Source organism: Candidatus Berkiella aquae (genome assembly GCF_001431295.2).
GTDB classification, from domain to species: domain Bacteria; phylum Pseudomonadota; class Gammaproteobacteria; order Berkiellales; family Berkiellaceae; genus Berkiella; species Berkiella aquae.
The window spans coordinates 26,241-40,467 of the sequence record NZ_LKAJ02000001.1; the positions used below are offsets into that span (position 1 = coordinate 26,241).

Below are 14,227 nucleotides of genomic sequence, written 5' to 3' on the forward strand. Positions count from 1 at the left end.
TTACATGTATAGACTGAGACGAAATAGAATAGTTCATCTAAAATATTCATTGAAAATGAAGAAGTTAAATAAATTGTATTTACAACAATAACTTCGCGTATGCTGTATAACGCAAAAGATATCTTTTATAATTTAAGTTTTTGCAGGGAATAAGCATGTTTGAGTTTGCAGTCTTTGGTGATCCGATTAGCCATAGTTTATCTCCACAAATTCATGAAGCCTTTGGCAAACAATTTGATTTGAAGATTCGGTATGAACGCATTCACACGCGAGCCGGTGAATTACAAATTGCCTTAGCAAAATTTAAACAACAAGGCGGTCTGGGTGCGAATATTACCGTACCTTTAAAACACGAGGCTTTTCAACTATGCCAGCAAGTCTCTGCCAGAGCCACCAAAGCACAAGCGGTTAACACGATTGGGTGGACAGAGCAAGGTGAATTATGGGGGGATAATACCGATGGTGAAGGGCTAATACGAGATCTCACTGTTAACCATCAATTAACCTTAACACACAAAAGCATTCTCCTATTAGGCTCAGGTGGCGCAGCGGCAGGCATTTTGGAACCGTTATTATCCTTTTCACCAAGCTTAACGGTGGCAAGCCGTGATCTAGAGAAAGCAAAAAAAATGCTACCGTTTAAAATAAAGAGCGTGCTCTACGAAATGTTAGCAGATGAAGAAAATGTATTTGATTATATTATCAATGCAACATCAGCGAGTTTGTATAATGAAATTCCTCCTATTCCTTTGCATTATTTTGAAAAAACTTGTTGTATCGATTTAGCCTATCGTCTAAAGGAACCCACGGTGTTTTTACAAGTTGCCAAAGATCACGGGGCAAGCTACATCTATGATGGCCTGGGTATGTTGGTTGAACAAGCCGCGCTGGGTTTTGCCAAATGGCATGCAAAAGTACCAGAGACTCAATCGGTGATAAAACAGCTTCGTCAATAAAAAATGTAGAGGTTGCGTGTTTAATCATTTCCTTGAAGATAGGTATTTTTGAGTTTGACATAGTTGCTTGCGCTATAGCGAATATAAATTTTTTCTTCTTGAGTAAGCGCCCGTTTCTTGATGGCAGGACTTCCAACCCATAAATAACCACTTTGTAACGTTTTGCCGGGAGGGACAAGGCTACCTGCGCCGAGTATCACTTCCGTTTCGATGATGGCACCATCTAGGACAATAGAGCCCATTCCAATTAAACAAGCGTCATAAATGGTGCAGCCATGCAACATGACTTTATGCCCGATGGTGACATCACTGCCAATCGTCAATGGTGCACCATTAGGATTAAAATCACCCGCATGCGTAATATGTAACACGCAGCCATCTTGCACACTGGTTCTATCGCCAATATGGATATGATGCATGTCACCTCGAAGAGAAGCAAATGGCCAGATAGAGCAATCTTCTCCAATCGTCACTTGACCGATAATAACGGCATTTTCATCAACATAAGTACCCTGTCCAATGATGGGTTGGTATTGTAGGTAGGGACGTAGAGGCATCACATTGTCCTTTTAACAGGGTTAATAATTTGTTTATTCTCACTTACGTTTACAGCAGGACGTAGTGATACTATATCAATAGCAGAGAAAGCACTGGTAAGTTTATCAGTCTCTTCATTACATAGCGTAATCGATTTGGTATGGGTTTGCCACCAAATTAATCCATTCTCAGGTTCGGTATTCAAACAGTGATGTTCTTGGCCTTTGCCGTCTTGGAAAGAGAGAACGAGCGAATTAGTGAACGCATTGGAATCACAATGAACATAAACACCATGATGATGGCAAGCAATGGCATCAATGAGATTTGACAACCCATTAGATTGCACAATGTGTATATCAATAAGCTGATGGCTTTCATCAATTTTTTTACGTAAAAGACAATGATCGTGATCAGCACAGATCTCTAGCCCCAAACGTAACCCATCGATTTCAATCATGGGAGATTGGCTGCCAAAACGAAAAGTCGCCCGTTGGTGTTCTGATTCATTCAGATCTTTACAATCGGTTTGTTTGCTGTATTCATAGATTTTTCCATGATGGAAAACCGAGCTGGTATTAAAAATGAAATTTCTATCCGTCCTATTATCCAGAGTATAAAACCAGCTAGGCTCTTGTAAGGGGTCACGCTTTAGGTTCTTATAATATTGAAAACCAATTTGGCGAAATGCATCAATGGCATCTTGTTGCTCAATTGAGTTTGGCAAAGCAACTTGGCGCCATTTAATAGTGCCTGGTAGCAAGATGCAATGTTCCTTGTCTTTTGACCAAAGTGCTAATATTGCTTGAATGTGTTGCTTTTGTGCTCGTCGATAGGCATTTTGATGCTTTCCGACAAAATAATGCTCTGGCGCAACAAACAACAAGGTAGGGTGAGGTTCTGCTTGTGAGACTGTTTTTAGATGAGCAGTGAAAATCTCATAAGCACGATTTAATACACCGATTAAAAGCGATAGTTTTTGTTCTAATGGAAAGAGACACGTTTGCTCAAGAGGAGGTTGCCAAAGCATAACCAAGAGAGGGCGCGACATGAGAAAACACCAAAAGCACACATTATACTCTTCCCAGTTTAAATTTATACTGTGTTGGCTGCATTCACTCACCCCAATCATGCACGCTATGTGCACTCTTGGGGCTTTCCTCACTTGCCGCCTTGTCTAAATTCAAACTGGTTCGAGTATACATACCCAGTTTGAATTTAGACTCTCCTATATACCCATTTCACTTCAAGATGCGAAGCATGACTTGAAGTACTTTCTTACGCGATGGGGGTTATTACAGGATAATCGAGATTAACCGGCTGATTGCAAGCGCAGAGCCGCTCTGCGCGTAGCATTTAAACAAGATTATACCGCTCGCGAGGAATTGGAGAATCTCGTATCTTCAAGCACGAGCGGTATATACAAGTGATAGGAAAGCGCTAAAATGAAATGAGCGACTTCAGTAGTATTTTTGAACACAAGCTAACTTAAGGCAGAATTTTCCCATGAAGAATCCATTATTAGAACCCTTTGATTTACCCCCGTTTGCTCGTATTCAAGCAGAGCACGTTACGCCAGCAATTAATACATTAATTGAGCGTAATTTAAAACAAATTGATGAGCTGACCAAAGCACAACAAAATCCAACGTGGGATAGTCTCATCGCTCCTATCGAAGCGTTAGATGATGAGTTAAATAAAGCTTGGTCGCCTGTCTCACATTTAAATTCTGTGCTTAATACCAAAGAATTACGAGAAGCTTATCATCAATGTTTGCCTAAATTATCGGAATATGGAACTACCGTTGGCCAAAATAAAAATCTTTATGATGCGTATATTGCCATAAAATCAGCAGGCTCTTTTTCTGCTTTAGAAAAAGCTCAGCAAAAGACAATAACTAACGCAATACGTGATTTTGAATTATCAGGTGTTGCTTTACCTGCGGCTCAAAAAGAACAATTTGCACAGCTCAGTAAAAAATTATCGGAATTACAAAGCCGTTTTCAAGATAATGTCATGGATGCGACGGATAGTTGGCACTTTGATGTGAAAGATGAAAATGAATTAATGGGTATTCCAAAAGAATCTATTGCATTAGCCAAACAAGTGGCAGAAAAAGCACAAGTTGCTGGTTGGCGTTTAACGTTAGATTTTCCTTGTTATTATGCGGTCATTACGCATGCCAATAATCGTGAATTGCGAAAAATGATTCACAAGGCATACAACACCCGCGCTTCTGAGCTTGGTGAAAATCCAGAAAAATGGAATAATGCAGCACTGATGGAGCAAATTCTTGCAACCAGACATGAGCTTGCACGTTTATTAGGATTTGCGAATTTCGCAGAGCGCTCATTGATTAAAAAGATGGCTAAAAAAACCGACAGGGTCATGAACTTTTTAAATGATTTAGCAAAACTTGCAAAGCCATTTGCTGAAAAAGAATTTGCAGAACTAAAAGCTTTTGCCAAAGAAAAATACGACATGCAAACGCTAGAACCTTGGGATATTGCGTACTATAGCGAAAAATTACAACAAGCACAGTATAGCTTATCAGAGGAGCTATTACGGCCTTATTTTCCTGCCCCTCAAGTAATCAATGGGTTATTTGAAGTTGTAAAGCGCCTATATGGATTGCATATTGTTGAAGAAACAACATTTGAAACCTGGCACCCGGATGTGCGATTTTTTGCGATTTATGATAAAGAGCAGCAACTGTTAGGTAAATTCTATTTAGATTTGTATGCCCGCAATCAAAAGCGAGGCGGTGCTTGGATGGATGAAGCTTGTGTGCGTCGCGTGCAAGCAGGAAAACTGCAAATTCCAGTCGCTTATTTAACCTGTAATTTTCGTGCACCCCTTAAAGATGAGCAAGCTCTGCTAACCCATGATGAAGTCATTACCTTATTTCATGAATTTGGTCATGGTTTACATCATCTCTTAACTAAAATTGATTATCCCAGTGTTTCTGGAATTAATGGTGTTCCTTGGGATGCGGTAGAATTACCGAGTCAGTTTATGGAAAATTGGTGTTGGCAAGAAGAAGCTTTAGCCTTTATTTCAAGTCATTATCAAACCAAAGAGCCTTTACCCCAAGATTTACTGCAGAAAATGATGAAAGCGAAAAACTTCCAATCAGCGATGATGCTGATGCGCCAATTGGAATTTGCCTTATTCGATTTTCGTATTCATTTAGAATATGACCCTAAAGAAGGGGGAAGAATACAACCTATTTTAGATAATGTACGGTTACAATATAGTGTCGTGCCAGTTGCTGCCTATTCTCGTTTTCCACATAGCTTTAGTCATATTTTTGCAGGTGGCTATGCTGCTGGCTATTACAGCTATCTATGGGCAGAAGTGTTATCGAGTGATGCATTTTCTCGATTTGAAGAAGAAGGTATTTTTAACCAAAAAACAGGTGCTGACTTTTTACATAAAATCTTAGAGAAAGGTGGCAGCGAAGATCCTGATATTTTGTTTAAAGATTTTCGTGGTCGTGATCCAGAACTTGCACCTTTACTAAAACATCGAGGTTTATCTAGTTAATATGCTTCACACAAGCTAAGCTTTTGCTCGCAATTAAGGGGGAGAGTGTCAATTCTCCCCCTTAATAACCCCCATTGTTATATTTAAATACAATTTTTTGAATTTATCGAATTGCTGAAAATGAGGTAAACCTAGGTGATTTTGCACCATTTTACCCTTAGCAGTTACACAGTAACTGTAAAAGGTTTGCACTATATTATTAACTTGGAGTAGAAGAAAAAATGAGGTAACTCAACTATATTTTATTATAGGGAAGGCGTACACTAAAAGATGTCACTTACGTGATCACATCCAGTTATGAATACAAACATGCTTACCTACTTAGATACATGTTTGCAGTATGGTCAGTAGTAAAAGACTAAATCGAGGTAACCATGAAAAGAGCTAAGCGAGACATGACCCACCGTGCGTATAAATTAGGCTACAATCAAGGCGTTAAAGGTCACAACAAGGAAACCTGCCCTTTCTTTGAGACGGATAAGCGTGGTCAATGGATGGGCGGCTGGAGAATTGGACATGCAGAATACGTAGCAGGCTATCGGTCGGTATCGGAGACATGAACTCGTAAGGATATTAAAAACCCCGCATTTGCGGGGTTTTTTATGGCGGTTATATTCTTAAATCAATATGCTTTATTGACGTATCATCGGTTGCTTGTGCGTCATTTTCTTCACTTTCATTCATATCCTTATTTTCAGAAGAGTCATGCGATGAATGCTTTTGCTTTTCTATAATTCGAGATTGATTCGTTGCTGCAATTTTACGGGTGCCAGTTGTTGTGAGTGCATTTTCAATAGCTTGATTGGCTATGCGTATAGTATCGGAAATCGAATTCATGCTTGATCTCCTGATAATGAGATGAATAATAAAAGGACTCATTTCCCTCTTAAAAAGTTCATAATAAATGTGGGCGTATTTTTAGACAGGTATTTCTAATGCGCGATAATTAAATTTCAAGTCGAGGGATTTTGTTTGCAGGAATTCTGATAAAACCATCTTTATCTTCAGAATATAAATGCGAGGGTTGTTGTTGCCAAGCATGTCCATAAATGATTTCGTAGCTTGCTGGAATACATCCATTGGGCTGTTTAAAATGACTATAAGCTTCAATCATTCGTTGAAACATGTGTTTTGATATACATCCTTCTGGACGATCAACATTCATATTATGGGCACCCGTACCCTTGAGATCGGTTAATAAGGTATTAACATCAGGGTATTCAATCGTTAGCATCTCCATATCAATGACAGGATCACTAAAGCGTAAATTCAGCAAATGATCGCCAATATCATGCATGTCGACAAATTCATTTACATGCGTTTTGTTATCAACCGCAGCAAAACTGCTTTTAAGTTCATGCAAGGTTTGTGGCCCTAACGTAGAAAAGAAAATCATTCCTTCGGGTTTTAATACGCGTTTAAATTCTGCGAAAGTCTGTGACAGATTAGCACACCATTGCAAAGTAAAGTTAGAAAAAATGAAGTCAATCGATGCATTGGCAAACGGCAAGGATTCAGCATCGGCACAAAGATAATGCGGATTATTTTTCCAAAATTGCCATGATTGTTTGCTTTTAGCAAATTGGGCCATACCCTGTGCAATGTCGAGTCCAAGCACCATACTGTCCGGAAATTTTTGCTGTAAAATTCGCGTAAGGTGCCCGGTGCCTGAGCCGACATCTAAAATAAGCCGCGGAGTTTGTTTGATATAATCAAGACGCTCAATTAAACGATGTCCAATTTCTTGTTGCACAAAGGCGTGATGATCATAGGTTTTGGCAGCAAGACTAAATGAGCGTGCTATATCATTTTTGTTCATGAATGGATTACCTGGCAAGGAATAGTTTTGGCAGCTGCTGAAGGAGGCTCTGCTTGAATGCCTAGCATTTGAAAGAGATCGGTATCTTTAGCCATGTCGACATTCGGTGTAACCAGTAAATTTTCACTATGATGAATAGAATTCGCGCCGGCCATAAAACATAATGCTTGCATCGTGTTTGACATTTGTACACGTCCGCCTGATAAGCGTACATAAGCTTTGGGCATCAGAATACGCGCTAACGCAATCGCACGAATAAAATCAAATTCATCTACTTTCTCTGCATTTTGCAACGGTGTTCCCGCAATGGGTACCAATTGATTAATGGGAACGCTTTGTGGATGTTCTGGCAGATTAGCTAAAGTAAGCAATAAGTTAATACGATCTTCTAGGGTTTCGCCCATACCCAGGATCCCACCACTGCAGACATTAATGCCAGCATTTCTGACATGTTCAAGTGTATCAAGTCTATCTTGATATTGGCGAGTGGTAGAAACTTTTGCAAAATGTTCCTCGGAGCTTTCTAAATTATGATTGTAATAATCAAGACCTGCTTCTTTGAGAGCTAATGCTTGTGAAGGCTTTAACTTACCAATGGTAATGCAAGCTTCTAAACCAAACGATTTAATAGTCTTAACCATTTCGAGCACTTCGGCTAAATTGCGTTCAGTGGGGCCGCGCCAAGAAGCCGCTAAACATAGTCGAGTCGCACCACTTGCTTTTGCAGCTTTGGCTTGATTCACAATGGTTTCTAAATTTGCGAGCGGTTTATTTTTGACGCCTGTTTCGTTATAAACACTTTGTCCACACCAAGCACAATCTTCTGGACAGCCACCGACTTTCATATTATATATCCCGCACACTTGTATGGTGTTAGCCGCGAATGAAAGGCGATGGATCTGTTGAGCTTGTAAAACCAAATCCATAAAAGGCTGCTGATAAATTTGTTGGGCTTCTGCAAAAGTCCAATTGTTACGTAATGTCAACATAAAGTGCTTTTTAGGCTCATATTAAGTTATTAAGTCGCTCATCGTAGGCGCTGACACCGAGAGGATCAACTTCATAAGGTTAGATGGTGAACAAGTGGTTAAAAATTGTACAACGTGGAATTAAGCGTTGTCTACAGTTACCCGCATATTGTCTGTTGTGTTGCCAACAAAGCGAGCGAGATTTTGCCTTATGTTTAGCCTGTGAGCAAAAGTTGCCTTGGCTTCCTCAACTGTGTCCCCGTTGTGCCATGCCATCGCATTCTGATGCAAATGACTGTATTTGTGCAGATAAAACGCTGCCTTATGAGCGTTTACAAGCGCTATTTGATTATGCATGGCCCCTTAATCTGTTTATTTCGCAGTGGAAATACGGGGAACAGCTAGCCTTTGCAAAAATGCTAGCCCATTTTATGGTTAAACGGCTAACACCGGCTTATCTGCCTGATTGTGTTCTTGCGATGCCGCTTCATCCCAAGCGATTGCGTCAACGCGGTTTTAATCAGAGCGTTGAACTTGCCTCGCAAATTGCGCATGCGCTTAGAGTCCCTTTAGATAGATGGAGCTGCACGCGTGTAACTCATACGGTTTCACAATCACAATTAACCGCACAAAAACGCGCGAAGAATATTCGTACCTCCACTTTTCATCTCAAACCGAATTTTCAGGCTAAACATGTGTTGGTTATTGATGATGTGGTAACAACGGGGGCGACCATTAGCGCATTGAGCCGTTGTTTAAAGCATCAGGGTGTAAAGACTGTAGAAATTTGGTGTTGTTGCCGTACGCTTAAAAATGCTAAGTCCATATAATCAATAGCGTTTTAATAGGGTTTCTAAATGAGTACGTTGTATGCAAAATATGGATTGCAGGGACAATCATTTGCAATCTTGCCAACCTTAAAAGCGTATCGGCTCTTAAAGCAAAAACCCTTTGATAGGGTAATATTTGACATACAAAAAGAGATATCATTGTTGGCCAGTATGCCAGGTTCAACCTTGCGCATCACCGTGCCTACGATAGGTTTTACTGATCTTATACTCGATTATGCACCTTGGCCGCGTTTTGCGATTCCACTCAGTGTGAATGGCTATGTCGCCAATGAAAATAATAAAATACCGGCAAAAATAATGGCATGGGGAAAAGATATTGCTGGCAATGATTATCCATTGCTCACCAATCCTGACGGAAAAATTGATTTGTCACTGATTGAAATGCATCGACAAGGACAGCTGTTTTTTACGACCCTTGATTCTATAAGCTATGTTTTTAGTATGCAACAATTACAAGGTTGTGACTTAGTGCCATCGTTTAGTTCTGCATTAGTGGGAAAAATGGAGTGGCTATTATTTTATCGAAATCAAACGCCTCTCATTTTTCTCATGGAAGTGCTTAATCAGCAAGGAGAGATTTTACAGACGAAACAGGTTGGATATTATCCAACACATCATTTTCAACCGAAGGCTTATTTCTTCCACCATCGTGAGATTCATTGTGAGGCAAAAGTAGCCGATCCTAATGCCTATTTTAGAGCTTGTTGGGAAGGTGAGCTATTGTTGAAAGATTCTATGGTACGTATAAAGCATTATGCTGGATTAAGCTATACATCACTGAGTGCCTTACTCATGCATCTTATACCATTATCAACATTTTTTGAAAGATTGACTCAGTATCCTCAAGGATGTACACAGAATCGATATGATCAATCTTTATCATTTAAAAACACTTTTTATAGACATCTTATTAACAGCATTCTCGATCAATCGTTACCATTAATGGCATTACAAGCTTTCTTTAATGAAAATGCTCATGAAAGCAAGAGTCTTGAACAGCTGAGTAGTACATGGGATGAGCAAGACAGAGCCGTGTTTAAAGCTATGTTAAGACAACCTTCATTAGAAACATTTGTTGATGCATTGGATGAATTCATTTCATTACGTGAGCCACTATTTAATGCAACATTCCAATTGCCAGTGTAGTGGTCAAGTAATTTTGGACACTGTGTTAGAGAAAGCTTACCCAGCAGCTTGTTCGCAAGCTGCTGGTGTAAGGTAATTATTGTAACTATGAACTCTATTCCAGTTGTAATACTGTGCAACATAACGGAGTATGTCGCTTTTAGCATATTCAATGCTTTCATAACCAGTTGATGGGAACCATTCAGATTTTAAGCTTCTAAAAAATCGTTCCATTGGAGAATTATCCCAGCAATTACCACGCCTACTCATACTTTGTACCATGCGATATTGCCAAAGTCGTTGCCGAAAGCTCAGACTAGTATATTGACAGCCTTGGTCTGAATGAAAGAGAACTCCCGCTGGCCGTCCACGACTTTCGTAAGCCATATCTAACGCTCTTTTGGTGAGTTCTGAATCTGCTTGCTTTGACAAGCTCCAGCCAACAACTCTTCTTGCATAAAGATCTAATACCACAGCCAGATATATCCATTGTTTACCTGCCCATATAAATGTTACATCACTGCACCATACTTGATTGGGTTTGTGAACTTTAAATTCTTGTTTGAGTAAATTCGGCGCTATTAAAGCTTCTTGTCTTATTGGTTTATACCGGTGCGCTCCTGGTTGCTTGCTCACAAGACCAATTTCTTTCATTAATTTTCTGATTTTATAGCGGCCAACTGAAACATTCTCGAATTGTAACCGTTTTGATATTGTTCTTGAGCCTGCAGAACCTCGACTTTTAGAATGTATATCAACAACTTTTGCTTTTAGCATTTCTCGTTCAAAGCAGGGAGCTCGCTTTTTCGCTACTCTCTGATAATTATAGCTGCTACGATTAATCCCAAACACAGAACATAATTCTGTAACTGGGTATTGCTCCCTTAACTTATCAATTACAGTCACTGATTCAGAGAATCTGACATTAAGAGAGCTGTAGCCTTTTTTAATATTTCTTTTTCTCGCTCTATTTTTCTAATTTTAGCTTCGAGTTCTTGAATCCTGCGTTGCTCAGCCGTTAAGGCTGTGCCTTTTGCAGGCGTTATACCTTTACGCTCCTGCCGAAGTTGGCTCACCCAGCGTTCCATTGTTGATAAACCCACACCCACCGCTTTGCAGGCTTCTTTGGTGCTATAACCTTCATCTAAAACCAAGCTGGCTGAATTATTCTTAAAATCAGGCGTAAATACTCGTCTTCCCATTTTTATACCTCATGATTTAGCACGCTATTTTAACATCTTTTTGCGTGTCCAAAATCATTAGACCACTACACAGAGGATGTGACGGAAGATGCCTTGGAGAGTATTCAAATAGCGTATACGTTGGAAGATCAAAATGGACAAAGGCATCACATTGATTGCCAGCCTAAAGTCATTAAGCCTGACACCTTGAGTATTTATGCAAACGTTATGCAAGCACAGGCAAGATATAGAGAAGAGGCTAATTTTCGGGAGCTTGGTCGAAAATGAATCAGCCAGAAGTTGATCTCAATGAGGTCACCAAAATGTATCAAATCTTAGGTTTGCCGTTAGATGCAACTAAAGAAGATATGCGCCGTGCTCGTAATAAATTAATCGCTAAATTTCATCCCGATAAACATCGGTTTGATCTCCATTATGAGGAGTCGATGTTGAATGAGCGAATGCAATCTATTCAAGCAGCATTTTTATATATCATGGAACATTATTCGGCTATCCAAGAGACCCTCCATTTCTTACCGCATCATACATTAACGAACCGTATTCCAGTGGCTGTACGCAGTTATTGGGTTTATACGAGTATTGAACGAATCAGTAATTCTGATAAAGAAGCTTGATCCGAAGCTTAATTTTTGACATTCTAAAGCAATTGCGCAACAACAGGGATAGTTCCATGCGCTGGTTAAAGATTAGTTTCATAACTCTTTTATTCGCAATAACTGCTGCAAAAGCCAGTGATGATGAAGTGCATCTTGCTGTTTCAACCACCATTCAAAGTCCTTTAGACATCATTTGTGCCAAGTTTAGTCAAACTACTCCCTATCGCTGCAAAATGACAACGGCTCCAACCGGACACTTATATGCTCATGTGATGCATGGTATGGCATATGATTTATTTTTATCTTCTGATGTTGAATATACGCAAGGGCTTATTAATGCGAATAAGGTGGATCCCTTAAGTCGGATTGTATTAGCAATGGGCAAAATTGTTTTGTGGAGTGCTGACAAAACACTCGATCCACAAGTGCTAAAAAATAAATTATTACACGAACCGAATGCAGCGATTGTCCTTGCAAACCCAGGTGCCTCAAGCTATGGCGCGGCAGCAAAAGAAGTATTACAAAAATATGATTTATGGGCCCATATTCAAGGACGATTGATTTACGCAAGAAACATTCGTCATACTTATGAGCTTATTGAAAGCCAGAAAGCTTCGTTAGGTTTTGTCTCTTTGGCACAGCTATCTGCGGATGAAAGAGCTAAACATCATTATTGGGAACCTGATCCCAAATCTTATAAACCTGTTGTTCATGAAGTGGTAACCTTAAGACATCCTCAACATCCTAAAGCCACGGCTGCTTTTATGGCTTTCTTAAAAAGCAGTCAAACTCGTCAGATATTACAAGATGCGGGCTTTGAACATGGCGCTGGGTGCAAAATATAAACATCAAAGCGATGGCTACGGCCACGATAATCAAAATCCGGTTTTCTAATAAGCCAGGGCGCATTGACAGGACGTTTGACAACCACTCGTTGTGTTGCCCGCGTAAGACTGAGTTCTATCAATGTTTCGCTATCTTCATCGGGATTAACTAACGTTTGTAACCATTGCATTTCTTTTTTAACTAAAGCGGATTTGGTTCTGCCTGGAAACATTGGGTCACAATAAATGACGGCTGGGGTCACTTGTGGGTTATCGCGTAAATATTGAATAGCACACATCGCTTTAAAGTGCATTCTAGCGATAATAGGAGCGAGGTCCGGTTGGTTTTTTGCCTGTAACAGACCTTCCTGCAGTGAGGCCGCAACGGTGGGATTGCGTTCAAATAAGGTAACCTCGCAGCCTAAAGCGGCCATTAAGAAAGATTCTTTACCAAGGCCTGCGGTGGTATCAAAAACGGTACAAGGGCCATTTTTTTTCAGACCAATTGCTTTAGCAATGAGCTCATTTGTTCCTTGTAAATGCTGTAAGCGGTAGCGTAAGCGACTATCTGCAAAATCAACGCGCATAGCAATTAGAAAAACCGTTCCCACTGATTAAAGCATTCTATGCCAATAACACTAACGAAAAAGAGAATAGTCAGTATTAAAATAGGCTTACCAAGCCAAGGCTCGATGGGACTTTCTAATGCTAAACGATAACGACCTCGCCATACCATGATAGCCGGTAGAATCCCAAGCAATATGGCAACAAATAGCCCAGCAAAACTTAGCGCGAACGTAAATCCTCTTGGAAAATAGAGCACAAATAGTAATGGTGGAATAAAAGTAATCACGGATAGTAACAGTTTACCTTTGAGCTTCTTTTGAATATGAAGTCCATCGGCTAAAAAATCGAACAGTGATAAGCAAACGCCTAACAGTGAAGTAATAAGAGCAAAAATCGAAAAATAAGAAGAGGCGGTCGTAATTTTAGGGCTTTGCAAAAGCATTTCTAATGCTTTGGGCACATCGGTAACAGGATGCCCTTGCTGTTGAATTTGCAATAAACCAGGATTTCCTGACAACGGAATGATCCCAATAATGCAAATTTCCCATAAAAGATACACGAGTAAGGGAATTAAACTTCCAATCAGTACAACATGGTAAAGTTGTTTTTCTTTGCCATGCAAATATTCAGTAAGGCTGGGTATCACAATCGCGGAGCCAAAAGCCGTAATCATTAAGGGAATAGGGCGCAGATCCCATTTTGCCGGTTGTGAAAAAAGTAGCATGGGATCAACATGTCCAATCGTTAAACCAAGCAAGCTAAAAAACGCACCAATTAACCCTATCATCAATAACCGGTTTACCCAATCAGTGACAGCAGTACCTAAACTAATCACAATAATGGTAAGAAAGGTGCCAGCAAGTGCTGCGGTAAAAGAAGAAGGAACGTGACCCAGTACTTTCAATCCCTGTTGTACCCAGACCCCTAAGCCTCCTAAGTAAGCTGCGGTGAGCGCATATAAAAGGATTAAATAAACCAGCCAGGTAAACATTTTGCCAGGTTTACCCAGTGTTTTTTCAGCCATCGTGATTAAATTGGAACCATACCCAACCGTGAGATTAGCCTCTAAGAGGAATAGGGCGCCAATGGTCATAAAGAACCAACAAACGATATAACTGAGCGCTGTTTGGGCAAAACCTAAGTGTGCAGTTGCAACGGGTAGGGCAAGGACCGCGGCACCAATAGCAGTACCAGCGATTAATGCCACGCCGCCAACAGCGTTTTTTAAAGACATAGTAA

The 14,227-nt window shown here is 40.1% G+C and carries 15 protein-coding genes; 7 read left to right on the forward strand and 8 right to left on the reverse strand.

Annotated elements, in window-relative coordinates; translation table 11 throughout:
- Positions 1 to 155: 155 nt before the first annotated feature.
- Positions 156 to 956: a shikimate dehydrogenase gene (gene aroE, locus HT99x_RS00105; protein ID WP_075067761.1), complete on the forward strand. Its 801-nt coding sequence runs from the start codon at positions 156 to 158 to the stop codon at positions 954 to 956.
- Between the two features lie 20 nt (positions 957 to 976).
- Here aroE and HT99x_RS00110 read toward each other — a convergent pair whose 3' ends face one another.
- Together HT99x_RS00110 and HT99x_RS00115 are read right to left on the reverse strand one after the other, a co-directional pair.
- A complete protein-coding gene (locus HT99x_RS00110; RefSeq protein ID WP_075067762.1) occupies positions 977 to 1,513 on the reverse strand; it encodes a gamma carbonic anhydrase family protein in 537 nt (178 codons plus the stop codon).
- A complete protein-coding gene (locus HT99x_RS00115; protein ID WP_075067763.1) occupies positions 1,513 to 2,541 on the reverse strand; it encodes a hypothetical protein in 1,029 nt (342 codons plus the stop codon). Before HT99x_RS00115 ends, HT99x_RS00110 begins: the two co-directional genes overlap by 1 nt.
- 455 nt (positions 2,542 to 2,996) lie before the next feature.
- On the opposite strand from HT99x_RS00115, the gene prlC reads away from it, so the two are divergent.
- Entirely contained in the window at positions 2,997 to 5,036 is a 2,040-nt protein-coding gene (gene prlC / locus HT99x_RS00120) for an oligopeptidase A (protein ID WP_075067764.1), read from the forward strand.
- Between the two features lie 374 nt (positions 5,037 to 5,410).
- Complete coding sequence (gene rmf, locus HT99x_RS00125) at positions 5,411 to 5,596, forward strand: ribosome modulation factor (protein ID WP_075067362.1); 186 nt, start codon at positions 5,411 to 5,413, stop codon at positions 5,594 to 5,596.
- Positions 5,597 to 5,645: 49 nt separating this feature from the next.
- Here the strand turns inward: rmf and HT99x_RS00130 are convergent, their stop codons facing one another.
- The 3 genes from HT99x_RS00130 to bioB form a co-directional block, all read right to left on the reverse strand.
- On the reverse strand, positions 5,646 to 5,873 hold the full coding sequence (locus tag HT99x_RS00130) for a hypothetical protein (protein ID WP_075067363.1): 228 nt from the start codon (positions 5,871 to 5,873) through the stop codon (positions 5,646 to 5,648).
- Between the two features lie 109 nt (positions 5,874 to 5,982).
- Entirely contained in the window at positions 5,983 to 6,855 is an 873-nt protein-coding gene (bioC, locus tag HT99x_RS00135; RefSeq protein ID WP_075067364.1) for a malonyl-ACP O-methyltransferase BioC, read from the reverse strand.
- On the reverse strand, positions 6,852 to 7,844 hold the full coding sequence (gene bioB, locus HT99x_RS00140; RefSeq protein WP_075067365.1) for a biotin synthase BioB: 993 nt from the start codon (positions 7,842 to 7,844) through the stop codon (positions 6,852 to 6,854). The genes bioC and bioB overlap by 4 nt, the downstream gene beginning before the upstream one ends.
- 83 nt (positions 7,845 to 7,927) lie before the next feature.
- Between bioB and HT99x_RS00145 the strand changes: the two genes are divergently transcribed.
- Together HT99x_RS00145 and HT99x_RS00150 are read left to right on the forward strand one after the other, a co-directional pair.
- The gene (locus HT99x_RS00145; protein WP_075067366.1) at positions 7,928 to 8,653 is read left to right on the forward strand and encodes a phosphoribosyltransferase family protein; all 726 of its coding nucleotides are present in this window, start codon (positions 7,928 to 7,930) and stop codon (positions 8,651 to 8,653) included.
- Between the two features lie 27 nt (positions 8,654 to 8,680).
- Positions 8,681 to 9,820 carry a hypothetical protein gene (locus HT99x_RS00150; RefSeq protein WP_075067367.1) on the forward strand — a complete coding sequence of 380 codons (1,140 nt, stop codon included), beginning with the start codon at positions 8,681 to 8,683 and terminating at the stop codon, positions 9,818 to 9,820.
- 36 nt (positions 9,821 to 9,856) lie between these two features.
- Here HT99x_RS00150 and HT99x_RS00155 read toward each other — a convergent pair.
- A protein-coding gene (locus tag HT99x_RS00155; RefSeq protein ID WP_164468483.1) for an IS3 family transposase occupies positions 9,857 to 11,001 on the reverse strand; the annotation gives its coding sequence in 2 pieces (ribosomal slippage) (positions 9,857 to 10,749 and positions 10,749 to 11,001; 1,146 coding nt in all).
- Between the two features lie 263 nt (positions 11,002 to 11,264).
- Here HT99x_RS00155 and HT99x_RS00160 point away from each other — a divergent pair.
- Positions 11,265 to 11,615 carry a DnaJ domain-containing protein gene (locus HT99x_RS00160; RefSeq protein ID WP_075067371.1) on the forward strand — a complete coding sequence of 117 codons (351 nt, stop codon included), beginning with the start codon at positions 11,265 to 11,267 and terminating at the stop codon, positions 11,613 to 11,615.
- Positions 11,616 to 11,671: 56 nt separating this feature from the next.
- Positions 11,672 to 12,442: a molybdate ABC transporter substrate-binding protein gene (modA, locus tag HT99x_RS00165; protein ID WP_075067372.1), complete on the forward strand. Its 771-nt coding sequence runs from the start codon at positions 11,672 to 11,674 to the stop codon at positions 12,440 to 12,442.
- On the opposite strand, the gene HT99x_RS00170 is transcribed toward modA, so the two are convergent.
- Both HT99x_RS00170 and HT99x_RS00175 read right to left on the reverse strand, forming a co-directional pair.
- The gene (locus HT99x_RS00170) at positions 12,391 to 13,008 is read right to left on the reverse strand and encodes a class I SAM-dependent methyltransferase (RefSeq protein ID WP_075067373.1); all 618 of its coding nucleotides are present in this window, start codon (positions 13,006 to 13,008) and stop codon (positions 12,391 to 12,393) included. The two genes, modA and HT99x_RS00170, sit on opposite strands and share 52 nt — an antisense overlap.
- A 5-nt stretch (positions 13,009 to 13,013) precedes the next feature.
- Positions 13,014 to 14,222 carry an aromatic amino acid transport family protein gene (locus HT99x_RS00175; protein WP_075067374.1) on the reverse strand — a complete coding sequence of 403 codons (1,209 nt, stop codon included), beginning with the start codon at positions 14,220 to 14,222 and terminating at the stop codon, positions 13,014 to 13,016.
- Between the last annotated feature and the right edge of the window lie 5 nt (positions 14,223 to 14,227).

Excerpts from the sequence above, each read along its gene's own strand:
- HT99x_RS00175 (WP_075067374.1), bottom strand. The coding sequence starts at position 14,222 with ATGTCTTTAAAAAACGCTGTTGGCGGCGTGGCATTAATCGCTGGTACT.
- rmf (WP_075067362.1), top strand. The coding sequence starts at position 5,411 with ATGAAAAGAGCTAAGCGAGACATGACCCACCGTGCGTATAAATTAGGC.
- HT99x_RS00115 (WP_075067763.1), bottom strand. The coding sequence starts at position 2,541 with ATGTCGCGCCCTCTCTTGGTTATGCTTTGGCAACCTCCTCTTGAGCAA.
- HT99x_RS00160 (WP_075067371.1), top strand. The coding sequence starts at position 11,265 with ATGAATCAGCCAGAAGTTGATCTCAATGAGGTCACCAAAATGTATCAA.
- prlC (WP_075067764.1), top strand. The coding sequence starts at position 2,997 with ATGAAGAATCCATTATTAGAACCCTTTGATTTACCCCCGTTTGCTCGT.
- bioC (WP_075067364.1), bottom strand. The coding sequence starts at position 6,855 with ATGAACAAAAATGATATAGCACGCTCATTTAGTCTTGCTGCCAAAACC.
- HT99x_RS00110 (WP_075067762.1), bottom strand. The coding sequence starts at position 1,513 with ATGCCTCTACGTCCCTACCTACAATACCAACCCATCATTGGACAGGGT.
- modA (WP_075067372.1), top strand. The coding sequence starts at position 11,672 with ATGCGCTGGTTAAAGATTAGTTTCATAACTCTTTTATTCGCAATAACT.
- HT99x_RS00170 (WP_075067373.1), bottom strand. The coding sequence starts at position 13,008 with ATGCGCGTTGATTTTGCAGATAGTCGCTTACGCTACCGCTTACAGCAT.
- bioB (WP_075067365.1), bottom strand. The coding sequence starts at position 7,844 with ATGTTGACATTACGTAACAATTGGACTTTTGCAGAAGCCCAACAAATT.
- HT99x_RS00150 (WP_075067367.1), top strand. The coding sequence starts at position 8,681 with ATGAGTACGTTGTATGCAAAATATGGATTGCAGGGACAATCATTTGCA.
- HT99x_RS00130 (WP_075067363.1), bottom strand. The coding sequence starts at position 5,873 with ATGAATTCGATTTCCGATACTATACGCATAGCCAATCAAGCTATTGAA.
- HT99x_RS00145 (WP_075067366.1), top strand. The coding sequence starts at position 7,928 with ATGGTGAACAAGTGGTTAAAAATTGTACAACGTGGAATTAAGCGTTGT.
- aroE (WP_075067761.1), top strand. The coding sequence starts at position 156 with ATGTTTGAGTTTGCAGTCTTTGGTGATCCGATTAGCCATAGTTTATCT.